Annotated in this window: 16 protein-coding genes and 3 pseudogenes; 11 read left to right on the top strand and 8 right to left on the bottom strand. The window is 50.6% G+C overall.

What is annotated here, in order from left to right; genetic code table 11:
- Positions 1 to 137: 137 nt before the first annotated feature.
- The gene (locus tag C441_RS15935) at positions 138 to 1,541 is read right to left on the bottom strand and encodes an ATP-binding protein (RefSeq protein WP_007276015.1); all 1,404 of its coding nucleotides are present in this window, start codon (positions 1,539 to 1,541) and stop codon (positions 138 to 140) included.
- Between the two features lie 786 nt (positions 1,542 to 2,327).
- Complete coding sequence (locus C441_RS15930) at positions 2,328 to 2,642, bottom strand: hypothetical protein (RefSeq protein WP_049920643.1); 315 nt, start codon at positions 2,640 to 2,642, stop codon at positions 2,328 to 2,330.
- Positions 2,643 to 2,735: 93 nt separating this feature from the next.
- Here C441_RS15930 and C441_RS15925 point away from each other — a divergent pair, with 93 nt between their 5' ends.
- Together C441_RS15925 and C441_RS15920 are read left to right on the top strand one after the other, a co-directional pair.
- Entirely contained in the window at positions 2,736 to 3,077 is a 342-nt protein-coding gene (locus C441_RS15925; protein WP_004062843.1) for a hypothetical protein, read from the top strand.
- A gap of 733 nt (positions 3,078 to 3,810) precedes the next feature.
- Positions 3,811 to 5,169 carry a Cdc6/Cdc18 family protein gene (locus C441_RS15920; RefSeq protein ID WP_007276014.1) on the top strand — a complete coding sequence of 453 codons (1,359 nt, stop codon included), beginning with the start codon at positions 3,811 to 3,813 and terminating at the stop codon, positions 5,167 to 5,169.
- 56 nt (positions 5,170 to 5,225) lie between these two features.
- Here the strand turns inward: C441_RS15920 and C441_RS15915 are convergent, their stop codons facing one another.
- The 4 genes and pseudogenes from C441_RS15915 to C441_RS15900 form a co-directional block, all read right to left on the bottom strand.
- Positions 5,226 to 6,380, bottom strand: a complete 1,155-nt coding sequence (locus tag C441_RS15915; protein WP_049920642.1) for a Fic family protein — start codon at positions 6,378 to 6,380, stop codon at positions 5,226 to 5,228.
- Between the two features lie 287 nt (positions 6,381 to 6,667).
- Positions 6,668 to 7,075: pseudogene (locus C441_RS20635) on the bottom strand (BCCT family transporter); the annotation flags it as partial.
- Between the two features lie 131 nt (positions 7,076 to 7,206).
- A complete protein-coding gene (locus C441_RS15905) occupies positions 7,207 to 8,475 on the bottom strand; it encodes an RNA-guided endonuclease InsQ/TnpB family protein (RefSeq protein WP_007276009.1) in 1,269 nt (422 codons plus the stop codon).
- Positions 8,476 to 9,372: 897 nt separating this feature from the next.
- Positions 9,373 to 10,017: a hypothetical protein gene (locus C441_RS15900; protein ID WP_007276008.1), complete on the bottom strand. Its 645-nt coding sequence runs from the start codon at positions 10,015 to 10,017 to the stop codon at positions 9,373 to 9,375.
- 291 nt (positions 10,018 to 10,308) lie between these two features.
- Here C441_RS15900 and C441_RS15895 point away from each other — a divergent pair, with 291 nt between their 5' ends.
- The 4 genes and pseudogenes from C441_RS15895 to C441_RS19180 form a co-directional block, all read left to right on the top strand.
- On the top strand, positions 10,309 to 10,536 hold the full coding sequence (locus C441_RS15895) for a hypothetical protein (RefSeq protein WP_007276007.1): 228 nt from the start codon (positions 10,309 to 10,311) through the stop codon (positions 10,534 to 10,536).
- Between the two features lie 440 nt (positions 10,537 to 10,976).
- Positions 10,977 to 11,285, top strand: coding sequence for a hypothetical protein (locus C441_RS15890; protein WP_007276006.1), 309 nt, complete (start codon positions 10,977 to 10,979; stop codon positions 11,283 to 11,285).
- 964 nt (positions 11,286 to 12,249) lie between these two features.
- A complete protein-coding gene (locus C441_RS15885) occupies positions 12,250 to 13,167 on the top strand; it encodes an NAD-dependent epimerase/dehydratase family protein (RefSeq protein ID WP_007276005.1) in 918 nt (305 codons plus the stop codon).
- 564 nt (positions 13,168 to 13,731) lie between these two features.
- Positions 13,732 to 14,408 (top strand): annotated as a pseudogene (locus C441_RS19180) (IS5 family transposase); the annotation flags it as partial.
- Between the two features lie 405 nt (positions 14,409 to 14,813).
- Here C441_RS19180 and C441_RS15870 read toward each other — a convergent pair.
- Both C441_RS15870 and C441_RS19175 read right to left on the bottom strand, forming a co-directional pair.
- A complete protein-coding gene (locus C441_RS15870) occupies positions 14,814 to 15,833 on the bottom strand; it encodes an NAD-dependent epimerase/dehydratase family protein (RefSeq protein WP_049920639.1) in 1,020 nt (339 codons plus the stop codon).
- A 77-nt stretch (positions 15,834 to 15,910) separates the two neighbouring features.
- Entirely contained in the window at positions 15,911 to 17,059 is a 1,149-nt protein-coding gene (locus tag C441_RS19175) for a glycosyltransferase family 4 protein (RefSeq protein WP_083874938.1), read from the bottom strand.
- 96 nt (positions 17,060 to 17,155) lie between these two features.
- Here C441_RS19175 and C441_RS19170 point away from each other — a divergent pair, with 96 nt between their 5' ends.
- The 5 genes and pseudogenes from C441_RS19170 to C441_RS19155 all read left to right on the top strand — a co-directional run bounded on the left by C441_RS19170 (position 17,156) and on the right by C441_RS19155 (position 23,577).
- Positions 17,156 to 18,556 carry a sulfatase-like hydrolase/transferase gene (locus C441_RS19170; RefSeq protein ID WP_007276000.1) on the top strand — a complete coding sequence of 467 codons (1,401 nt, stop codon included), beginning with the start codon at positions 17,156 to 17,158 and terminating at the stop codon, positions 18,554 to 18,556.
- Positions 18,553 to 19,986: a flippase gene (locus C441_RS19165; protein WP_007275999.1), complete on the top strand. Its 1,434-nt coding sequence runs from the start codon at positions 18,553 to 18,555 to the stop codon at positions 19,984 to 19,986. Before C441_RS19170 ends, C441_RS19165 begins: the two co-directional genes overlap by 4 nt.
- Before the next feature lie 243 nt (positions 19,987 to 20,229).
- Positions 20,230 to 20,361: pseudogene (locus C441_RS20345) on the top strand (IS5/IS1182 family transposase); the annotation flags it as partial.
- Between the two features lie 583 nt (positions 20,362 to 20,944).
- Positions 20,945 to 22,111: a glycosyltransferase family 4 protein gene (locus C441_RS19160; protein ID WP_239640844.1), complete on the top strand. Its 1,167-nt coding sequence runs from the start codon at positions 20,945 to 20,947 to the stop codon at positions 22,109 to 22,111.
- A gap of 98 nt (positions 22,112 to 22,209) precedes the next feature.
- Positions 22,210 to 23,577, top strand: coding sequence for a sulfatase-like hydrolase/transferase (locus C441_RS19155; RefSeq protein WP_083874936.1), 1,368 nt, complete (start codon positions 22,210 to 22,212; stop codon positions 23,575 to 23,577).
- The last annotated feature ends 84 nt before the right edge of the window (positions 23,578 to 23,661 follow it).

The following is a 23,661-nucleotide window of genomic DNA, read 5'->3' as shown; positions in this document are numbered from 1 at the left end:
GCCAGTACTGTCTCTGCATTGCTCACTCGGTGTGAGGTGTGTCTTCTTTCGAGAACGAAAGGCGAACACACAACACACGCGACCACTACCACGTACCACCCCTCCTCAATCCCGTTCCCAGGGGCAGGCATGACTGTTCAACTCTCGAGAACAGCAACGATATCAGAGAGATCGAAGAGGCGGAGATCATCACGCTCGGCTGCGGCTTCCTCGACGGAGCGTTTGAACCCAGAGCGGCTGAACAAGGCGAATTCATACGTCGGCTTACCACCCCCCGTGGGTGTCCAATCGATGTGCTCCACGTCGTCTTCGAGATCCCCGAGCACGTCATAACCGAGGGGAGCGTTGGTGAATTTCGCTTCGCCAGCGATCAGCGTTGATTCGTCAGTTGGTGCGACGACATCTATCTCTTGGCCCTTGTACCACCACTGGCTTGGCACCCGTGTGAGCTGGTAGTCTGCATAGAGCGCCGGTACTGCCTGGTGACAGAGCGATTCGAACGTTTCACTGACGAAGTCGGGCAATCCCGGTTCGATGAGATCCGCGTAGGCGTTCTCGCCGTAGAGTTCGTACTGTCCCCCGCGGCCGTAGAGATACCGGAAATAAAACCGAAATACGGGGTCTCGAATCTTGTACCGAGTCCGCTTGCTGCGCGCCGGATCGGCGAGTGCCGGATGCTGTTTCTCGATGATCTGGAGGGTTTCTAGCCGGTCGAAGTAGTACGACGTATTGGTGCTCTCGATGCCGGCTCCCTGCGCAATCTCGTTTCGACTGCGGTTCCCGCTGGCCATCGACTCGAGAACCGAAAAATACGTGTTCACCTCGTTGAGCTCCATCTGGAGGACGGTCTCGGGCTCGTCGTGGAGTGGGCCATCCGGGTCGCACAGTAGCCGCGTGACGTTCTCTCCGAGGCTCTGTGATGGATCAAGTGGGCTGAGATATCGGGGTGTGCCACCGAAGACGCCATAGACGAACACCCGTTGTTCGGGATCGTACGTCGGCACGAACTCTTGGATGGATCGAAACGGCAGCTGCGTGAGTTCGAGGCGACCATTCGGTGTCTGGGATACCCGGCCGTAGAGCGGCGCACCCCCATCGAGGACGTGGGTGTGAATCATGCCGATTGCAGAGCCTGTGAGTACGAGTGTTGCCTGACTCTCACCGACAGCTGTATCCCACAGGTGTTGAATGACCGAGGGAAGTCCCTCGTTCGATTCGATGAGGTACGGGAATTCGTCGATGATGATGACTGCGTCTCTGTCGGTGAGGTACGTTACGAGCGGTTCCCATTCCTCTTTGACGGCCGTGATATCTGGATAGGTCGACGCTGCTGCCTCGACGAATCGCCTGAGCTGTGTCGTCGCTGTTCCTTGGACTGCCTGATAGTACACAGCATCGTCGCGGTCGGCAATCGATTGGCGGACGAGTTCGCTCTTGCCGATCTGGCGGCGGCCATAAATGATCGCGAGTTCTGCAGTACCACTCTCGTAGAGGGCCTGTAACCGATCGAGTTCCTCGATACGATTGACGAACTGGTCCATACCTCCATGTCGTGGTGGGAGCTACATATGTGCTCCGAAGTTAGGAATCAAACTATAATAGTTTGAGCTATAATAGTTCAAACTCTAACTCTACGAGTCAACCACGAAGGCAGAACCCCACGACGGGAGGGTTCTTCGCACACCGTGTTCGAATTGAATTCACTCCGTGAAACCCGGTCTGACGGTCGTCTGCATCGATATTGGGTAGGTTACGCTTCCAGTCGGATTTCATTTCGACGATGGTGTTGGGCTTTCCAGTCAGCCGTTCGGCTTTCACAGTCCACCGATACAACGAATACTCGAGTCAACAGTCGGTCGCGGACTCGGCGTCTCGGTTGTGGTCACGGGGATACCGTATGCAACCGTGGGAGGCCCACACCCCTCGCACCGAGTGACAGACTGGCGAATGGCGCGTTGTGACGCCCCAGTCCCAAAACGGCATCACACAACTCGGGCCAACGAGGACCGTATCGCTGGCCATGCAAGAACGACTGTGACTGCAGTCCCTGACGAGGGAGAAACGACCACCCTCCAATGTGTTCCGAGTGTTCTGGTTTGTTATATGGCCCCAAACACCAATTTGCAAGTGTTTTCGTCACGTCGTGGGAAGTCGAAGGCGTTCCACTACGAAGGTGCCACAGCGAGGGGGACCCACACCGTTATCGAAATGAAATCTCCACAATCCGAGACCGATTGTTGGCACCCTCACACACCGTGTTCGAACGGAGGCAGCTCAGGTTACCACTACGAATTCGACGCTCTCCCGTTCCATCTTCTACGGTCGGCTCACCCCCAGTCGTGATCTTTGATCCCTTCGTAGTGTTTCAGACGACTCTCAATCTCCCACGCTTCCCAGCGACATTCATGGTAAAGGACATCAGCAAGCTTGTCGAAATTACTTTTGTCGAGTTCGATACCACGATTTCCACGGTGAGTGATATAGGGCTCGCTCCGAAGATCGGCGTAGACCTCACGTGCGACTGGGTAGTCATTGCCGATAGCCGAGAGGCTGAGGAGGTCTTCTTCGGTAATCGGTGCCCCCCACTTGTGTTTCGCGATCATTGTTGCTAAGAGGGCGCATTTCACCGACGGCTTCTCCATGATCGAAGAATCAAGTCGACCGCATATAAATGATGTTAATGACCGTTAACACTAGCGGAAACGTTTATACACGCAGGATGGGTGAATCTCTGTATGAGCAGTATAGAGCACGCGGCTGACCGAGGAGACAAAAAGGAACTCCGGAAAGAGCACCCGAGTGGATGGCTCTATCTCACGCAACACGATGCCATCCCGATTCTCGTAGACGCGTTGCTTGATCTTCCGCCAAATCGTGAGTTCAACAAAACAGAGTTCGCAGACCACGCCGGCGTCACACGCCAGACTGTCGGCAATTACACGGACCTCTTGATTGAGGTTGAACTCATCGAAGAAGTTCCGGACACGTCCCCGCGACGGTACCGGGTCACAGACAGCACCGTTGTCCGAGAACTCTTTGAACTGAACAGCGCGCTCAATAGCGTCGGTCGCGAGTGAACAGTCGGTCGTGGACTCGGCGTCTCGGTTGTGGTCACGGGGATACCGTATTCAAATGTGGGAACCCACACCCTCGTACCGAGTGACAAACAGGCGAGCGGCGGCGTTGTGACGTCCGCAGTCCCAAAACGGCATCACACAACGCGGGCCAACGAGGACCGTATCGCTGGCCATGCAAGAACGACTGTGACTGCAGAGCCTGACGGGGGAGAAACGACCACCCTCCAATGTGTTCCGAGTGTTCTGATTTGTTATATGACCCCACACACCAAGTTGCAAGTGTTCTTCAGCACGTCGCGGGGTCGATAGTCATCCATGAGAAGGTGTCACGGTGGGGTGAACCCACACCGTAATCGAAATGAAATCTCCCCAATCCGAGACCGATTGTTGGCACCCTCACACACCGTGTTCGAAATGAATTATCCACTCAAGTCCCGGAATAGGGGCGTTTGACGTCTGTTTCAACTGATTCACCCATCGTCTCTCAATTTCATTTCGATTATGGTGTGCTGTCGCTCAGTAATCGCTGCTTGAGTCCTCACCATGCCAATCTCAGCTGTGTCAGCGCAGACCCTCTGTACATTTCATCTCGAACACGGTGTGGGGGTGGCGTTCTAACCAACCAGTACTCAGCTTTCTCAGAATTCATTTCGACACCGGTGTCTTCATTTCGAACACACCCCATTCATTTCGAAAAGGGTTATTACGCCCTAGTCTAGATATCTAGTAACGAATGAAAACGGACGACGACGATACGACCGGGGGCGGGGGTGATGGGGACCAAGGTCAAGACTCCGAGACGTCGATTGTCGACGATATTCTTGACGGCGAGAGCACGACGGTCTTTCGGAACAAGCAGTTGGTCGACCCGAATACTATCGTCGACCACGACCGCATCTACGGCCGTGACGAACAGTTAGCGGCCGAGGCCCGTGCGTTCCGCGACACCCTCGATGGTGAGCGCCCACCGGACCTACTTCTGTATGGGCCAAGTGGGACCGGAAAGAGCCTGACAGTGAAGGCTGTCGCGGAGAAGGTCAAAGACAGAGCAAAACAGAACAGTATCGACTTCGACTTCGTCTCGGTGAATTTCAAAACGATGGAGTCACACACCCTTGACCGCGCGGTCTGGAAACTTGGCCACCAGACCGCAACGAAAGCGGGTGTTGCGTGGGAAATACCGCGTAAGGGTGTTTCGACGGATGCGAAATACGTGCGCCTCTACGAAATCGTCGACGAACACTTCGATTCACTCGTGTTCATTCTCGATGAAATCGACGCACTCACCGGACGTTCTACTGAGCCGGAACCGGCGTACTCTCGACTCCTGTATAGCCTGAGTCGTGTCATGGCCGAACAGCACGTTGAGACGCTTATCTCGACGGTCGTCATCACGAATCATCCGAAGTTCCGCGAAAACGTCGACAGCCGAACGGACAGTTCGTACAACCCGAACGGGATCCATTTCTCTGATTACGACGCAGACGAACTCATCGAAATCCTCAACCGGCGACGTGACGCCTTCAAAGAAAACGCACTCGACGAGGGCGTGATCGAACTCGTTGCTGCCTATGGTGCGAAAAACGAGGGTGACGCACGTTGTTCAATCGACCTGCTTCGAGACGCAGGTGAGCTTGCGAATCAAAACGGCGATTCGGTCGTCACCGCCGAGCACGTCCACCGTGCTAACGACTCTGTGTTGAAGAATCGCGTCCTCGAGATCGTCGATGGGATGACCGTCCAAAAGAAGCTGTCTCTGTACGCCGCAGCGATTGTCGCGGACGTCAACGGCGGCGTTGCACCGAGTCCAGCAGTCTACAGCATTTACCAGGTGCTCTGTAACCGCTCGTCGCGAGATATCTACACCCAAGAGACCGTCAACAGCCACCTCAACAAAGCAGGCACGTATGGCGTCCTCGAAAGCAATCGCACGAGTGGTGGGTTCAAACGTGGCGTCTATCTGCAATTTGCGTTCTCCGAGCCTGTTGACGCAGTCCTCGATACCTTAGAGGAAGACACTCCATTTGCCGGACTTGACTCCTCGAAACTCCGGTCGGCAGCCAAGCGGTTTCTCGCGAACTCGTCTCGGTGAGTGGGGGGAACGGCGATTCGAGGAGAACGCCCATGACTGCAGTCGTGTGGAGGCCCTCACACCGTCGAGCGTTCGAGGATATCGAAGACATCGACTGCTTTGTACTCCTGGTTGCGCTGTTTTCCGGTTGCTTCAACGATGAGACCGTCTGCTTCCAGCTCCTCGATTGCATTGTACGCCGTCTGTCGGCTGACGTCAAAGCGTGATTCGACCTCGTTCGCGGTGAAGTACGGGAGGTCGAACAGACTCCGGGCGAGTTTGTGGCTCGTTTTCGAGTGCGGATAACGCGTCTCGTAGTCCCGTCGAAGTTCGATGAGTTCGAACGTCCGCTCGTAGGAGTCTCTCGCCTGGGCTTCGATTCCGTCGAGGAAGAACAGAATCCAGTCACGCCAGTTTCCCTCCTCGCTAACTGCGCGCATCTTCTCGACGTACGCCTGTTTGTTCCGATTGAAGTAGGCACTCGGGTAGAGATAGGGGTCCGAGAGATACCCCGCGTTGTGCAGTTGGAGGACGATGAGGATCCGTCCGAGTCTTCCGTTCCCATCAGAATAGGGGTGAATCGTCTCGAACTGGTAGTGTGCGATAGCGAGGTCGATAAGGGGGTGGTGCTGGCCTCCCATCTGGATGTAGGCTTCGAGCGAGTCCATCAGCTCAGGCACGTTGCCGTGCGGCGGTGGAACAAACGGTGGCTGGCTGCCACGTGGTGACGGGATGTGGACGTCGCTTTCCCGCCAGTTACCGACGACGTCTCCTTCGTTCCGAACGCCTTCGAGGAGCGTCTCGTGGAGCGACTGCAGCAGACTGAGTGTAATCGATTCACCATCTCTCATCGCGTCGAATCCCTTGTTGAGTGCTCGTTCGGCGTTGAGTACCTCTTGGAGGTCGCGACTGACGTCGACTGTCTCTTGGGACCGACTGCGCGTGTGATACGCGTACACCTCGTCGACATCGACATCTGCGCCCTCGATTTCGGCTGTTTCGACTGCCTCGAGTCGGAGCAGTGAGGTGTACAGAACCGGGGAGAAGTCGACGGTGGGGCTGATACCATCGATACGTCCGAGTTGGAACATCGCATCTCCAATGGACGATGCAAGCTCGTCGTCCATCTCGATTTTCGACGACAGCGGTAACTTGTCCGGAATGTAGTAGGGGTTTGGATGGGACTCGAGATAGCGACCGGGTGCGTCTGGTGGAAGGTTTCGCGTCCCCATTTTGAGTAAGACAGAGTCTGTGGTACCTTAATCATATTTGTATTAATGTGGTTTGGATAGTGAGCCGAGTATGTCTCTTCAGTCAAAATTGAGTCGTCGTTCTGGAGTATGTGGGTGCGTCGGAATTGTTGCTCACGTGTGAGCCATCAGTTTCGACAGACGAGATGTGTCTGTCTCAGCAAAACACGTGCAAACCGGTGTGTGGGTGTGGGATAAAAAATTAGAACACGGTTATGACATCCTCCCCGGCGTAAACGCCGGGGCTTCCCACGCATGGGAAATGCCAGTTAGTCGTCGTCGATGCTCAACCCTGCCCGGTTCGGCGAACTCGCTGGCTCGGCACCCGTCGAGTCGCTCGTGCCGGAGAGGAGTGGCTCAATCTGATGGAATTCCCGGAGCGTGCCAGCGATGACAGAAATAAGTGCAAATGGGAATCTGGTGATGATTGCCGACGAGCGGAGCGCGTCGATACCGCCACCGACGATGAGGAGCGACGCGAGCCCTCCCATGAGGGCACCCTAGATGACGCGGTTGACAGTCGAGGGGTGCTGCTTCCCACCTGTCGTGAGCATCCCGAGGACGAGTGTCGAGGAGTCTGCAGAAGTGATGAAGAAGTTGACAACGAGGAACAAAAACACGGCCGAAAGCACGCCACCAAATGGCAACGAGCCGAACAACGGGAAGCCGGAGACGGCTTGGAATCGTAATCTGTCCGTTCGACGTTACCGTGGTCACCGCGGGGTCGTCTGTGTTTATGTGGGATCTATCAGCTACGGGTTGACATCCTCCCCGCCCTGAAGGGCGAGGATTCCCGAGCGTTGGGATATTAGGGTTCGCAACCTACCTGTTCCCTCGGGTGGAACGACCCGGAGGTTTGGTTGAACAGGTAGGCTACTGGCCGTGCCAAACGACCGTTACTCATATCCCTAGTTGGGGGATTCTGAGTTATCTTTCTGCGAATATTCACTGCACCGTTCACGTCTGCGTTCATCGTCGTCCCGCACGACTCGCAGACGTACAGGCCACGCTCCACGCGATTCGCATCACGCTTCCGACCACAGCACGAACACGTCTTCGACGTGTCTCGTTCGCTCGTTCGGTCAACGAGGATGCCGTGTTCCTCTGCCTTGTATTCGAGCAAGGTCGTGAAGCGGTCGAACTCCCATCCGTGGAGTTTCTTGTTTCCACGCTTGCCCCAGTTCCGAGACTCACCATTTTCGTCTTCTCGAATCTCGCTCAAGTCACCGATGGCGATGTGGCCTACCTCATGGTCGATGCACCGTTCAACGATGTGTTTGGCGAGGGCGTGCAGGAAGTGGTCTTTCCGCCGAGACAACTTCTGTCGGGCACGGAGGGCACGTCGTGACGGGCCGTTTTCGCCTTCCGTGTCGTACTCGTCGAGGGTGAAGTAGTGCTTGTCTTGCTTCAGGACGTTCCCCGGATACAACTCCGCATCACCATCGTCATAGGCGATAGCGAGGTAGTTCTTGATGCCGAGGTCGATTCCAGCGGTGTTGTCGCCGGGTGCGTCCTCTACGGGGATTTCGACTTTGCAGACGAGGTGGAGTTCCCAGTGGTCGCCGTTCCACACGGCCCGCACTTGCTGGATGTTCTCCACGGTCACGTCGGGGCGTGTTTCGTACTCGCAGAGGATGAAGTCCGAACGGTGAGTCTTCAGGTTGAACCCCTTGCTCAGACGGAGTTGATTGTGCTTGGCGTCGTGCCTGATGCCCTTTTGCTTCCACGTCACGGTGGAGCGCGGGTGTTCGTCGCCGTGTTTGCGATAGCCGGGTGGGTTGGCGTCCTCGTCTCCTCGTTGGCGTGCTTTGTACCAACTTGTGAACGACTCAGCAAGTTCTTCAAGAACTCGCTGACTTGACTGAGAATGTAGGTCACTGTATCGTTCGTGTTCCTTGAGTTCGGATTTGAGTTCGCCGTCGTCGGGGATTTCCCCGTCTTCATCCCATCGGCCTTGCGTGTAGTATCGGGCGACATTCCACAGTTTCGACGCGGAGAACCCGCACTGGTCGAGGTCGTCGCTCACCTGTTGGTGGTTGACGATTTTCGCTCGATAAGTGCGGGTTGTCTCCAGCATCGGACTGAGTTCATAACCAGTTATGGAAATTTAGGTATTAAAAGTGACGACTGAACGTGGAATATTCAACAGGACCATCGAGCGTGATTAGTGGAGGAATTGTCGGCTGTATCCCCGCCCTGAAGGGCGGGGTTTTAGCCTTGTAACTTCCATAACACCGCCTCGACTCGGTCTTGCTCAACGCGCTTTTTCTTCGTCATCACTGACCGAATCTCCATGAGATTTAGAATAGAGGTTCAGAACTCGTGGTCTTCGTTGAGTAACTGTGTCGCAATCTCACCGCGACCAGGTTCATCAGTCAAACTAGCGATGAAGACGTTTGTATCGACGAAGACCTTCATTCTCGCTTTCGTTCATCACGTACTGCTTCGACCGAGTCAACGTCTACGTCCGCAAGTCGGCCCGAAAGCAGATCTCCGAGTCGTGGCCGAGGTTGGTCGTCGTCCGACGACTCATCAGTCCAATTCGGTGGTATTGCGTAGCTACCCATTATCGGTAATTGCAGATGTGCGTGTAAATCGCTTTCTCTGTCTGAGAACTCGTTCCACCAGTCACATCAAGACTGACATCTGTCTGCTGAACTCACCCTCTGTCTGCGTCACACAGGTTCTGTCGGGTTCTACGGCATTCAACAGAGCCTAGTGAACTACCCTACCCTACTCGCTCCCTTCGGCCGCTCGTTGAGGAAGGAGGCTTAGCGCCTCAATTCAGCTAATCACACCTGTTGTGATTTGTCTCGATGGACTCTCCACCACAAACTCGTTTTACTCACCCACACTACCGTTGTTCACAGAGGAGCTTTCTCCAGTGCCGCTGCTAGAACGAGCGTCTGTACCCGCGGTGGGTGTCGACGACCTGTGGCGTGCGTCCGATTATCGACCGTTGATCACACGGTCGCTAGCGCCACCCCATCACAACATCTGTGATCCCACTCCCACCCGCGGACGCAGGTGACGTCTCTGCGAGTTCTGAGACGGCATGTTCAGAGAAGATGACGCGTTTCGTCCCGCGGCGTTTTACGATTTTCACGCCTTCTTTGCCGAGGTCATCCAGAAAGTCCATCACGCGAGTGACGGTTTGGGTATGGGGTGTTCGGCCTTCCTTTGCGTGGAGGACGGTTCTGATGGTACTCGAATCGAGTGCGAAGCCTGCGGGGACGTTCGTGGCGTACTCTCTGATGTCCTTTGCGATGAAGCGAGCGCGTTCTTGGTTGGCGGTGAGTTTCGACAGCGCCTTCGAGGGGAGCTGGATGAGTTGTTGGAGTGGGGAGGTTGGGGTGGTGGATTCGTCGGTGGGGGTGTCCGATGATCCGACGGCGTAGAGGCGCTGTTGGAGATGCTTACGGTGGTCCGATGCCGCGTCGAGTTTGGCTTCGAGATCTTGAGTGTGAGTGTTGTATTGGGAGAGTTCCTCGCGTTGGGACGCGATTGTCTGTGCTTGGGCGTCGACCGTCTCTTCGAGTTGTTGGGTGTCGGTTTCGAGTTCGTCGACGCGATCTTCGAGTTCGTCGATCCGGGCGGCGAGGTCCTCGATGGAGGTCATTCGTGGCCCTCCGTACGGGGTGGCTGTGCGACGAGACCTTTTTGCGTGGGTAGTGTGTTCGGAGACATGCGGTTGGGATTAGACCGCACCGGATCCGTGCTCTAACACGGGTCCTTTCTGAGAGGACTTGGAAATCCGATGAGTCGTTAGATCACTCCACGAAATCTATCCACTTCAATCTGTTTACTAATAAGTAAACAAATAATGTCTATTAGTGTATATTGTGTTATACATCGGTTCGGTTAACACTATCGTGTTGATTGATTCCGTATGCGCAAACGGGGGGAATGGATGAAGCCGACTGACGACCAGATTCTTGAGATACTGGGCGACTCAAGTCTTGTACTCTCACCCAGCATCATCGCGTTTAATGCTGGATTCACTCGAACCCACGTGAATAATCGGTTGTCGGAGTTCGCAGAGAAGGGGCTTGTAGACAGGGTTGAAAGAGGGAAATACGAGATTAGCGAAATCGGACGTGGCTATCTATCTGGGGATGTCGACGCATCCGAGCTGTAGTAACTGATCTCTTCTCACTCTTCTCGCGGATCACTCACGAATTCGAAGAGTCGCGTAGGCTCATGAATGAGTTTCACATAGCCACGAGCTTCGAGCACTTCGAGGCGATTATACACACTATTTCGTGAGTACCCAGTCTCGTCGACGAGATAGCCTTTGGTCGCAATTCCCCACGGACTATCCCCATCGCGTCCTCGCTTGAGCACGTCGAGAATTGCTTTATCCGTCCCAGTGAGATCTGAGGCGCTCATAGTTGCTACTAGACCACTATATGCTATAAAGAATGGCATTACTAATATGCAATTTGACCGGGCATTATGCATAGTATTAAGTGATCGAAGAACGTAGTTAGAACTGAGAAGTACTGTATTCGCCTTTCGTAGAAAGGCCACGTGCTAGAACACGTGACCGGTGGCTTCTCGATTGGAGCAAGAAAGCCAATGTCAACTACGCACACCGCGACACAAGAGCGTACCGTATCGCTAGCCGACCACCTTATCAACGCCCTCGCACGCTCGTTTACCCTTGGTATCGACACTGAGGGCTGTACACATCACTACTACCGCCGGGCCGACGCCGTCGTCGTTTTTGACGGTCGAACTCTCGATCACTACCAGACGCTTGATGGCCGGCCCCTCACTGAGTGGAAGGCGTTCGTCTCCCAGAAACGTGGGTGGGCCTCGATGGGCCAGCTTGCACCCCTCGGGCTTCGAGTGGATTCTGAGCGGAAGGAGACCCCTCGCGTATGAGTGCCCACGAAGAGTTGCGAATGCACCTCGCTCAAGCACTGACGCGAACGACCGAACCCGACGTACAGGCACATCTGCACGCTGCGTTGGAGTCCTGCCAGGAGTTGCCGACGACGCTCGTGGCGTGTCCTGCGTGTGGCACGGTGGTTCTTCCAGAGCGGATTCAGATTCACGACTGTTACTGTAGAGTGTTGTAATAATACTAAAACACTATTTCAAAAATATATTCTATCATATAGCTACTGCTTTCTTGGATATTCTGCTTGGATGTGATTTCTGGGTATCTCTCGAAACGAGTGTGTCACTGATTGGTAGTGAGACATCAAGAACCGCTTATACTGCTTTTCCTGCCAGTATAGCCATTTTGGGCTAATAGAGATTACCTACAAAGACTAATGCGCGACACATTGGCTAGTGTATTTCTCATCGCCCGAATCAGGGGGTTTAAAACACTATATGGTACTGTTCTGTGTTACTACAACCTCTAGTCCAGATATTGCAGTCATCCACCTGTGGAAATACTATCGAACTAGTTGTTACTTTTTCAGACGGCTCTCTTTTATATCTTTAACGAAGAAGAAAACACATACTCTACAATACTTTCTCTCGAAGTTCCACAGGAGATACTAATCGGGAGTGGTTAATGTGGCAGTTGTACGGCTGTGATACCCACTCGTGAGTTCTCGGTGTTCTCTGATTTATCTTTTGAGACCGACATGACACCTTCTCGCTGTGAACGGCGAAGCTTCTGGATGGTGGTATGCTGGTACGACAGCGATTGTGGATACATCCGTGTTTGGTCTCTGCTGATGATGGGCGTTACAACGCTTCATACACCATTCTATCACTCGGTCTGAGAGGTGGGTAACCAGCCGAGTTCCTTTCTGAAGAGTACAAGAGAACCCGCCCCAACTTCACTCCACGTTGACGATAGGTTCTTGTCACTCGGTGAGAGCTTCGACACATGGACGGCAAACGAGTCCTCGTTACTGGCGGTGCCGGATTCATCGGCTCGAATCTCGCGAATCATCTTGCGGAAGATAACGACGTAATCGCACTCGACGACCTCTATCTCGGGACGCCCGACAACCTCGACGACGCGGTCGAGTTCCACGATATGAGTGTACTCGACGACGACCTCCCGACCGAGGGCGTCGACGTGGTGTTCCACCTCGCGGCGCTGTCGTCGTACAAGATGCACGAAGAGAACCCGACGAAGGGCGCGCGAGTCAACATCGAAGGCTTCGTCAACACGGTCGAACAGGCCCGCAAGGACGGCTGTGATACCGTCGTGTACGCGACGACGTCGTCGATTTACGGGTCGCGGACTGAGCCCTCGCCGGAAGACATGCCCGTCGAATCCCGGACGGGGTACGAGGCGTCGAAACTGGCGCGGGAGCGCTACGCGGAGTACTTCCACCACCACTACGATATGCAACTGGCTGGGATGCGTTTCTTCTCTGTGTATCAGGGCTTCGGCGGCGCGGAAGAACACAAAGGCGAGTTCGCGAATACAGTCGCGCAGTTCGCCGACAAGATCGCGAACGGCGAGTCGCCCGAACTGTTCGGCGATGGGTCCCAAACGCGTGACTTCACCCACGTCGACGATATCGTCCGCGGCATCGAACTCGCCGCCGACGAGCGGTTGCAGGGCATCTACAACCTCGGGACTGCCGAGAGCTACTCGTTCAACGAGATGGTCGAGATGATTAATGAGGTACTGGGGACGGACGTCGAGCCCGTCTACGTCGAGAATCCGTTCGAGGTGTACGTCCACGACACGAAAGCCGACTACTCGAAGATGCACGAGGCGACCGGCTGGGAGCCCGAGGTTTCGTTCGAAGAGGGTGTCGAGCGGGTTTGTCAGCCGTATCTCGACTGACGGAAGCGTTCGTGTTTCGGCCGGGGGTTTCGAATTTACTTGAGCGATTCAGACGGTCAGAAGCTGGGCGTCCCGATCGTTCGATTCGCTGTGGTGTCTTGGCCCGTGGCTTCAGCTGCTCACCTCACCCCACGGTCCGTGGAGTACGCGTACAAATAGGTACACACGAAAATCGCCGCGCCAAGGCAGACCATATTCTGTAGGAGATCTGTAACCGTCACGACGAACATAAGCGAGCATACGCCGTAACACCCGAGGCCGCCAAAGAGACACATCGTGAATCGCTTTCGAACCCAGTACAGTTCGTGTTCGCGTTTCTGTGGGAGGCCATCGACCACCGGCCAGTACGACCCTGCGACGAAGCCGACGGCGATTGCACACACGAACAGCAACAATAGGGTTTGGCCACCCCACCGCAGTAGCTCACCCGGCGTCCAGTGGGTGACGGCACTCACGGCGAGGATTGACGCGCTCCCGACTGTTGGACACGCGATGGAGGCAATACCAGCACCCTGGCAGGCGGCCATGAACCGAGTGAGTGGGTCCGGACGAGTGGGACCGTACGATGAGTCGTACCGCAACGCCCTCGATCTGCTGAGCGAAATGCCGCATATTTGTGGGGAGATCGCCCTCTCTGAGGGCGATCTCCCAGATCACTCAACGCTCGTTAAGGCATTTGATAGGTTTCAGATGAAGGTCTGGCGAGTGCTGCTCCGACTCTCGTCGGAGCTGCACGACTTTCGGGTCACGCCGCCATTGATGCCACCTTTCTCGACCGCGAAAACGCTAGCAAGCATTACTGCCGCCGCACGAACTACCGCGTTCAGACACTCAAAGCCACGGCTCTCGTCGATACTCAAACGCAAGCTGTTCTCGACGTTCATTGTACGACCGAGAAAACCCACGACACACAACTCGGCTGGCAGGTCGCCTGCCACAACGCAGGCGACCTGCACAGCCTCGCCGCCGACAAAGGTTACGACTGGATGCGGTTACGCGAAAAACTACGGGAAAAAGGCGTGAGACCGCTGATTAAACATCGGGTCTTCCGGCCCATCGACCACGCGCATAACGCGCGGATCGATAGGCCTCGATACCGCCAAAGATCGATGTGTGAGACCGTCTTCTCGTCAATCAAGCGTACGCACGGCGACGCCGTGCGTGCTCGAACGTGGTACCGAGAACTTCGTGAACTCGTCTTGAAGTGTGTCGTTCATAACATCAAGCGTGCCGCAACATAGCCAAATCAACCGCTGTATGGCGATTCATCAGAGCCCTAAAGTGTTCTCGAAGGCGTCACGGGCGTTTTGTACCCGCTATTCTACCAGCCTAGTTACATCGATTCGTCCAGATAGAGGTCGTACGCAATGACCGTGTACTTAATCTCTGCGAGTACAAACGGCCCACATAGCGACCAGCAGGGCCGACGGACACGTGATGGAGATGGACCCCCCGTTCTTTTCGCTTCGACTGACAAGGAACTGCAGGGAGATCCAGCGCATGAAGCTCAGTCAATTCATCAAACGATGTGGTATCAACGACTGGCGGAGTTGAGAAGCGCGGATACGCTTTACCAAAACGTCATTAAAGAAATCTCCCACGACTAGCGTTCATTGTCACCCCGTTAAAAGTGGAGGTATCCTGGGTTAGCGTTCGTGGAGTAACATCTCGAGGTTTTCTTTCACGTACTCCTTGTCGCGGGCTTCGACGTACCAGTCAAGCGTGTTTTTTATTCCTTCTTCGACAGTATACTCTGGTTCCCACCCGAGAAGTTCCTCAGCCCGTGAGGTGTCGGCGGCGCGGTGACGGACGCCCTGGGGCTTATCAGTAAGATAGTCGATCTCGTCAGGTTCCCAGCCGAGATAGTCGAAGATGATTTCGACCGCCTCATTCATCGTCACGTAGCGGCTGATACCGGCGTTGACCGCAGTACCGTCCGTAATATTCTCCGAAGCAAGACGGAGTGCCTTGGTGATGTCCTTAACGTACGTGAAGTTTCGTGTCTGTTCGCCGTCACCCCAGATGGGGAACGGATCCTGTTCGGCGTAAGCCTTGGCCATGAACGCAACAATCGCGTGTGTCTCGTTTTCACGGGGGCCGTATGCCGTGAAGATTCGGACTGAACTCGCGTCGATGTCGTACTGTTCGTGGTAGGCCTGAAGCGATCGCTCGCCCATCAGTTTGGCCCAACCATATACCTCGTCGGCGTACGCACCGCCGCGCTCCTCGAAGCTAACCATATCTTCACTAAGGCGTTGGCGCTCTTGCTGGATGTCGGTCGGATAGGTACATGCACTGGACGCGAACGTGATCCGCTCGACACCATTCTTAGCCGCGGCTTCATAGACGATATTGTCAAGTGCCATATTACTGGCACAGTTCGCTGGATAGTTCGAAATGTAACCCCGACCGCCGTGGTCCGCAGCGAGGTGGAATACTGTATCGATATTCTTTGTCACTTTGTCAGCGAACCCATAGTGTTTGAGGTTGCCTTCGACCAGTTCGATATCGTCCTGGACGGCTTCAAGATTGACCGGTTCACCACTGGAGAGGTCGTCTGCAACACGAACGTCTGCACCGTGTTCAACTAAATCTTCGACGAGATGGCTTCCAATAAACGATGCGCCGCCAGTAACGAGGACACGCTCGCCTGACCATTCACTCATTGTCTACTAATGATAATTGTGTAACTGTTTAATCTCTTCGGATTTGTCCCAATCCGTGGTACAAATTCGACGTATAATTAATTACAGATCGACTCGTATACCTGAATATGCTTTTTTGCCACATTTGCCCACGATAGATCGTCCGTCACGTTGTTGGTTTTTTTTGCCATCCCTTCGCGCATCTCATCATCTCTCAGAACATTCCTGATCGCATCTGCCATTGCAATAGGGTCGTTCGCAGGAACCGTAATTCCACATCCACGTTCATCAACAAGCTCTGGGAAATCACCTACATTAGAAGCAACTACTGGTACATTAAACGAATAGGCTATTGTTAGTGTACCACTATGCCCTCCCTGCTTGCGGTGAGGTATAAGCGCGACTTGGGACCGCGTATAATATTCCCCAACTTTTTTATTAGGAATGAACTCATTGTTCACCTCGTAGTTCTCAGGGTGCTCCTCAATTATTTTCATCGTATCGTTCGAAATTCTCCCATCTCCTGCAATAATTAATTTGATATCAGTAATCTCTTCGGTTAATGACTCAACAGCTTTGACTGCAACATCTAATCCTTTCGCAGGAACAATGTTCCCAAAGAAGAGAACTGTATTTTTTTCTTCTGACACGTTCGAGTGATCGTATTCATTGAACGATTCAAAGCTACCATGAGGTATCACTTGGATAGTAGATTGTGAATCTCCTTTCTCCATTAAGACTTCTTTATTTTCTTCGGAATGGACTATCTTCTTTTCAAATTGTGGTTTGGGTGCAAAACGGTTGAATAGCTCTGTCGCGATCTCTGCTTTGTGGGTTCCCTGCTTCAAGTCATCCAGTTTGTCGACATCATGGTAGGTTATTGCAGTGGGGTATTTATCATCTATGTTATGAACCCAATAAAACAACTGTACCTGTGGAAAGAGATTAGACGTGATGTGTACGATATCTGGATCTACGTCTTCAACCCTTTTTAAACGCCAGTATGATAGAACTCCAGACATGTTTTTAATTGGTGCAAAATTTCCTTTGGTAAACTCAGCATATGATAACTTTGTTGTTTTAAAACAATTGATAATACTGACTTGGTCGGAGAATATGTCTTCAGCAGTAGTTTCCGGCGGCTTCATAACCGTCACGCGAGTCTCTTTTGCGAGGGCGTTAGCCAATTCTGCAGTATAGTGCGGGAGGCCGCCCGAGTTTTGTGAAAGGATCAATAACACATGCATTGTTAATTTGCTTTCTGACTCAGTTCATAAATAATCTTATGTTGATTTCAACTATATACTTTTATATGGTGAGTGACGTGTTTCTCATGCACTCCTATGCGAACGAACCACCCCCATATCGTTCTTATGTGTCTTGACTCTGTTCGGAAAGACTTCTTTGATAAATATGCGAAGAATTTGAAAGAAGCAAACGGCATCACATATTCTCAATGTCGTGCAGCCTCCTCGTGGAGTGTCCCCAGCCATGCAAGCATGTTCTCGGGGAAACTACCACATCAGCATGGCCTCCACTACAATAACAGGAATATGGAGTCGTTCGACCCTGTCCTATTGCAAAATCTACCTTCTAAATACAGAACTACCGGGCTGTCGGCAAATCTGTTTGCTGGTCCCGCTTTTGGGTTTGATACACATTTTGATTATTTCATTGACATTCCTAGATATCAATACTTTGTTGACGGCCTGAATGCAACTGAGTTCTTCCACACTACAGAGTATGAAAGCCCTCAAATTTATTTTCAGTTCCTGAAAGAGGCAATTAATAACGGTGAAACATTTAAGAGTTTGGCTAATGGTTTCTTTTCACAATTGAAGCGGACGTCTATGGGCACGGGTATACCAGACCTCATGGATGATGGTGCTTCGATTATTCGCCGAAATCTCATACAAGAGTTTACTGACAACGAAGGCCCACTATTTGCTTTTGTAAACTTTATGGAAGCCCACGAACCATTTAGTATTTTTCGGGGACTTGATAATAGCCTCCACTCTGTTTCGAAAAGGTGGAGCTCAGACGAACTTCCATTCTGGGAAGTCGTCAATGAGATCGACCAACATGACCAGTATCTGCAAAAGATGCGTGATATCTATGGAGCTAATATAGATTATCTGGACCGTATTATTATAGATACTATCAGAGAGCTCAACAAGAGATGTGAACGTGATGTCATTTTTATCATCACAGCCGATCATGGGGAAAATCTTGGGTACCAACATGAGGATGGGTTAATTGGACATAAAAGTAGTCTCTCAGAGGGATTACTACATGTTCCATTTAAAATTATTGGAAATAGTTTGGATAATCGTGAAATTGACAAACGCGTGTCTCACCTCCGACTACCAGATGTCGTACGAGCGTTGTCTGTGAGAGATCCGTTGCCAGATATTCAGAGTCCTCATGCCCCGGCAGAAATACTAGGAATGAGTGCTGGTCCTACCCCTGAAGAGAATCTCGAATATTGGAACCGCGCTCAGCGAGCGATATACTGTGGTAATGACAAATATATTTGGGATTCTTGTGGGGGAAATTATCAATTCCGAATCAGTCCGGACCACCCATGTGTCCAAAGTTCCATAGAAAATGCTGAGCAGATACCAAGATCAGACCTTTTCACACAAGGAATTTCAATTGCGAAAAAATATGCAGAATCAAAAACGACAAATATTCAAGTAAGTGGGGGTACTAAGGATCGCTTGTCTGACCTAGGTTATCTATGAAAGACACACTTACTGGTCTGGCTTCAATTTCTTTTGTTGGTAAGATAATAGGGCGACTATGCGAGTACGGGTTAACAGCTCTACTGGCATATTTCTTAGGTGCCAGTTCATTGGGCTCATTTACTGTAGCGTTAGTAATATTGAGAATTTCAGGAATGGTGAGCAGAGTTGGACTTGATGTGGCGGCGCAGAAGTATGTCCCCATATATAGACACGACCCAGATTCACTTCAGGATCTTATCTCATTTTGTATCGCATTACCAGTAATTTTTGGAGGAATATTGTCGGTGATTTTGTTTGTCCTGTTATCCGGGCCCTTGGGTTCTGTATTGTCCAGTAGCACGACGAAATACCTCGTTCTGGCAACACCCTTGCTCGGTCTTTCTTATGTACTGGAGGGAATATTTAGAGGCTTCAAAGATATCGAGAATGCTGTATTAATACGAGAGATAGGAATTTCGGGTATCCCTGTAATAGTAGTCAGCATTGTTCTAGCTTTGGGGGGTGAGATTTTTATAACCACAATAGTTTATGTACTGTCACTAATAGTACCTGTGCTAATTGGGATAGTCCGACTCGAGAGTTTAAATTTAAATATATCAACCGATTTGGATCTGGATGTTATTGGACTGTTGAAATTTTCACTACAAGCAAGCATTGAGGGGTCCATGTCCATGGTAACATCTTGGATTGATATACTTGTCCTCGGTATGTTCGTTTCCAGTGCGAAAATTGGTGTGTACCAGGTCGCATTTCAGACGGCGTTTCTACTTGCATTTGCACTAGTGTCTGTGAATTCTGTTTTTCCCGCTGTTGCCTCAGAATTATATAGCGAAAATAGATTATCTGAGCTGAATAACATCTATTCAGTAATTACAAAATGGGTAGGTTCTGTCACCCTACTTGGTGGTGCATTTTTGATTCTGTTTGCAGATGAAATTCTTTCTATATTCGGTACAGAATTCAATTCAGCGCTCACACCATTTATCTTGTTAGTCCTATCTCAGCTTGTGGCAGGATTAGCGGGCCCAGTCGGGTACCTTCTTATTATGACTGGCAATGAGCGTATACAAATGATCAATTCAATAATTACTGCGGTTCTAAATTTGATATTGAATTTCGCATTGATACCACGGTTCGGGATTATAGGTGCTGCGATAAGTACTGGGTTTTCGATAGCACTAGTCAATGTTTTAAGAGTAATCGAGGTTAGATATTATCAGGGTCTCTGGCCATATGGAAGAGACCTACTTCGAATTCTGCCCGCAATAATTGGAGGAGTCGTCATTCTATATGTTGGACGCAGAATAGGTCCACCAACAGTAATCTCAATGCTCCTCTCTGGATTGGTTAGTGGTATCTTGTTTTTGATACTTTCAGTACTTTCTATGAATGAAAAAGATCAGAAATTGTTATCGAGTATTAGATGAGTGGAATCAATTAGCACTCTATAGTAGCGTTTGCGAGTCAATGCACACTCAATCGCACGCTGTCGTGCGATTGGATGTGTAACCAGTTGCAAACGCTACTATAATTAGACCACTTCGAGGAGCGAGCAGACTGTTGAGTTAATTTGGGGTGAAGCTCGCAGACCTGTTCAGTTAGTGATTTGCGGCGGATTTGGCTCTGTGAAATCCTCAGAGAGTTACGGGATCAACTGATAGTTTGGCTGAATGCAGGCTCTTCCGGAGTCCCAGTTGCACCAGTTCGTTGAATAAGCGATGTACTTGGCCCGGCGAGCCGTCGGTTATTACTCCTCAAAGCTCTCGAGAAGACGATGTACGCTTCACCACCACATCGTTCTACGCGCGTATGGAGAGCAAACGCTACACGCTGGCGTCGTCCCCGCGAGTTCACCACCAGATGACCGGAGCCGGCGACTCCCACCGGGGTCACCAGCTGTGTGAGTAGTGACGCTGTCGCGTTAGCGGCTGACACTGCCGACAGCAACAGCTCTCCGTTGATTCGTCCACGATTCTCTCGCCGAGACCCTTAGTGCAACTGGTCCGACACAGAACTCAGGCTTCAGAAACCGCTAGCCGAAGATGCTTTGTGAGGAATTGGTTCTAAGAAACCAAAGCCGTAAATCAGACATGAGATATAAGCAATTCCTCTGCTATCTATATCAGTAACTATGGAAAATATAAAGTTGCAATAGTAGAGACTCCATACGAAATCTAATGAAATATTGGAAAGATGAGTTACGCCAGTCGTCTCTAGAAAACCTAGCGTTCAATAGTGAAGATATAATAGTATCCTTCCGCGGTTCAGTTGGACGATTGCTAGAACCGACAATGTCTAAAAATAAATCTAAAATACATGACCAATAAAGAATACTTATTGGTGACTGAATATTTTCACCCAGACACAGCATCAACTGGGCAACTAATGACTGACCTCGCAACTGGCCTCCAAGAACGGGGGCTAGACATGTCAGTTTATACTAGCCAACCGAATTACCATAGCGGTGAAAACCAGAAACAGCCCTATTCTGAAGACTACAATGGTGTATCAGTACGCAGAATTCGCGCTCCACAAGTGCGCCAAAAATCACTATTGCGGAGGCTATTAAACTGGACTGTCTTCATTATCTGGATGACGGTTGTTTTACTTTTAGAGACACCTGATAAAGAACGTGAATTGATTTTTGTATCGATTACACCACTATTACCTATAATCCTCACAGCAACCTGCAAAATTAAAGGCTGGGAATATACGTACATCGCATATGATCTATATCCTGACCAAGCAGTAGAACTGGGATATGTGTCGAGAAGAGGAATAATTGATCGCATCTGGACATGGTTGACAGTTTGGTCATATAGAGGGGCAAAAAATATTGTCTCGAATGGACCGATAATGACCGAGCGAATTATGGCAAAATCACACCACAGCCTTAATGCAGAAAAAATATCATTGATCCATAACTGGGCTGATGAAGATTTTATTAAGCCTATAGAAAAAGAAGATAATTGGTTTAGCAGAGAACATGGACTTGTGGATCCGTTCACAGTAATTTACTCAGGGAATATTGGTGAATTCCATGACTTAGAAACTGTTGTTCGAGTAGCAACCAGATTTAAGGATAAAAAAGTGAAATTCCTGATCATTGGAGAGGGAGATGATAAACAAAACATTATAGAACTTGCTCGGGATTTAGACTTAGGGCAGGACACAATTCAATTTCTACCATATCAACCATGGGATGATATTCCATACAGCCTGACTGCCGGGGACGTGTCAATTGTCACTGTTAGAAAAGGATTTGAAGGTGTGTGTGTGTCCAGTAAACTGTATACCTCAATGGCAGTTGGCGAACCTGTTCTCACTATTGCTCAACCACACGACGATGAATCAATTCTCACAGACATGTTTAATGCAGGATTTCATGTTAAACAAGGAGACTTGGATTCTATAGAACAGGCAATCAATAGTTGGCGGAGAGATCCTGAATTCCATAATGAGCAAGGGAGAAATGCTCGGGTGGGCTTTGAAGAAAACTTTACTAAAAGACATTCGGTAGATAATTATTATCAGATGCTTTCTGACAGCTAAATAATCCACTATGAATCAATTATTGGGTCTGGTCTGTATGATCACTAAAACTAACCAATAGGCCAAGCATTTATTAGACTATAAGCAAACCCAGACGTATGATTGACAGTAGTACTAACATCGCATTTTTAATAGTTGACTCATTACGCAAAGACCGGGTTAATCAAGAAACGACGCCATATCTTTACCAACTTTCTCAGGAGGGGGTTGGATTCTCCAATATGTATGCTGCTGGTCCTTCTACCTCAGAAGCTTGTTTTTCGCTACATTTAAGTAGGTATTTTTCGGATGTGAGCGGCATTGGGGTCCCTGAGTCAGAATTTACTACATTCGCAGAATCTCTCCCCAGTCGGTATTCAACAATTGGGTACTCGACAAATCCACTAACTTCCAAACACTACAGTTATCATAGGGGGTTCGACCAATATGATTCTACGGACTTAAGCCAGACAGACAACCTAGCACAGGTAGCTCGAGAGTACCTAAGCGAGGACGGAATGGCTTTTGAAATACTGAAAAACACATATTATAAATTCAGAAAGCTAAGGCACTCAACCATATATCATCAGAGGTATGAATCTATAGAACAGGTTCACAATACTACTACTGAAAAAATAAATAACGCAGTAGACAACGATAACCCATTCTTTTTACACCATCATTACATGGACGTTCATCACCCATATGTGCCACCAAAGACTGACCTTCCGGACGACATTTCTCCACATGACGCACAGAGATTAACCCTGGAAATCGACGGATCAACAAAAGAAGGGATTACCCAACGTGGTGAAAAGATGGGTATTGGAGACCCAATAGGTGCAGTTAAAGATCTCTACGATCTTTCCTGCACACACTTGGATTCTAAAATCAAGGAATTTCATACTGAACTTCCAGAGGACACGTTGACAATTATCGTTGGAGATCATGGAGAAATGTTTGGTGAACAAGGGTTGTTCGGCCATCCTCATGAGATGTGGAATGAAGTTATTCATGTACCCTGTATTTTCCATCATCCAAGTCTCGAAACCACTACGATCACTAAGCAACAAACGGCTCTTAACATAGCTCCAACTGCAATTGACTTGATTGGTGGGAAGGTACCGAATATGATGAGAGGAGATCCAATTGACATGACCGACCCACACTCAGAAGAATATACATTTTCAATGGCAGGTGACCCTGTTACTGTGGGTATGGTCCGCTCGAAGGATTACAAATGGGCAATACACCGTGCCACACAATTAAAGGGGCTTACAGGGAGGAACCACGGGGAGCTACTGCTGCCAACGGACCAAAGCGAGAGTATTAAGAATGGTAGAATGTGCTTAGATACCAACAAAGATACTGCTAAGGAGCTGTCATCCTTATTCGATAGCGTGACTAGTGAAAAAACGTCCGCTGCTGGTGTTGATTTGGATGATGAAGAACTAAGAGACCACCTAGAACACTTGGGTTATATGTAAATAAAATGATAGGATTGTCAAAAAATTCAGCTATCAAGATAGCCACGAGAACTTAGTGAATATGCTAAACAAGATATCTCGCGT

This window comes from Haloferax sulfurifontis ATCC BAA-897, assembly GCF_000337835.1.
Classification (GTDB): domain Archaea; phylum Halobacteriota; class Halobacteria; order Halobacteriales; family Haloferacaceae; genus Haloferax; species Haloferax denitrificans.
Note: the sequence above shows the minus strand (reverse complement) of the source record. Positions and strands in the feature narration are given on the sequence as shown.

What these genes read in the sequence shown, in the direction of transcription:
- C441_RS19160 (WP_239640844.1), top strand. Translation starts at nt 20,945, where the DNA reads ATGACTGACCTCGCAACTGGCCTCCAAGAACGGGGGCTAGACATGTCA.
- C441_RS15930 (WP_049920643.1), bottom strand. Translation starts at nt 2,642, where the DNA reads ATGGAGAAGCCGTCGGTGAAATGCGCCCTCTTAGCAACAATGATCGCG.
- C441_RS19170 (WP_007276000.1), top strand. Translation starts at nt 17,156, where the DNA reads ATGCGAACGAACCACCCCCATATCGTTCTTATGTGTCTTGACTCTGTT.
- C441_RS15870 (WP_049920639.1), bottom strand. Translation starts at nt 15,833, where the DNA reads ATGAGTGAATGGTCAGGCGAGCGTGTCCTCGTTACTGGCGGCGCATCG.
- C441_RS15905 (WP_007276009.1), bottom strand. Translation starts at nt 8,475, where the DNA reads ATGCTGGAGACAACCCGCACTTATCGAGCGAAAATCGTCAACCACCAA.
- C441_RS15900 (WP_007276008.1), bottom strand. Translation starts at nt 10,017, where the DNA reads ATGACCTCCATCGAGGACCTCGCCGCCCGGATCGACGAACTCGAAGAT.
- C441_RS19175 (WP_083874938.1), bottom strand. Translation starts at nt 17,059, where the DNA reads ATGCATGTGTTATTGATCCTTTCACAAAACTCGGGCGGCCTCCCGCAC.
- C441_RS15925 (WP_004062843.1), top strand. Translation starts at nt 2,736, where the DNA reads ATGAGCAGTATAGAGCACGCGGCTGACCGAGGAGACAAAAAGGAACTC.
- C441_RS15920 (WP_007276014.1), top strand. Translation starts at nt 3,811, where the DNA reads ATGAAAACGGACGACGACGATACGACCGGGGGCGGGGGTGATGGGGAC.
- C441_RS15915 (WP_049920642.1), bottom strand. Translation starts at nt 6,380, where the DNA reads ATGGGGACGCGAAACCTTCCACCAGACGCACCCGGTCGCTATCTCGAG.
- C441_RS15895 (WP_007276007.1), top strand. Translation starts at nt 10,309, where the DNA reads ATGAAGCCGACTGACGACCAGATTCTTGAGATACTGGGCGACTCAAGT.
- C441_RS19165 (WP_007275999.1), top strand. Translation starts at nt 18,553, where the DNA reads ATGAAAGACACACTTACTGGTCTGGCTTCAATTTCTTTTGTTGGTAAG.
- C441_RS19155 (WP_083874936.1), top strand. Translation starts at nt 22,210, where the DNA reads ATGATTGACAGTAGTACTAACATCGCATTTTTAATAGTTGACTCATTA.
- C441_RS15890 (WP_007276006.1), top strand. Translation starts at nt 10,977, where the DNA reads ATGTCAACTACGCACACCGCGACACAAGAGCGTACCGTATCGCTAGCC.
- C441_RS15885 (WP_007276005.1), top strand. Translation starts at nt 12,250, where the DNA reads ATGGACGGCAAACGAGTCCTCGTTACTGGCGGTGCCGGATTCATCGGC.
- C441_RS15935 (WP_007276015.1), bottom strand. Translation starts at nt 1,541, where the DNA reads ATGGACCAGTTCGTCAATCGTATCGAGGAACTCGATCGGTTACAGGCC.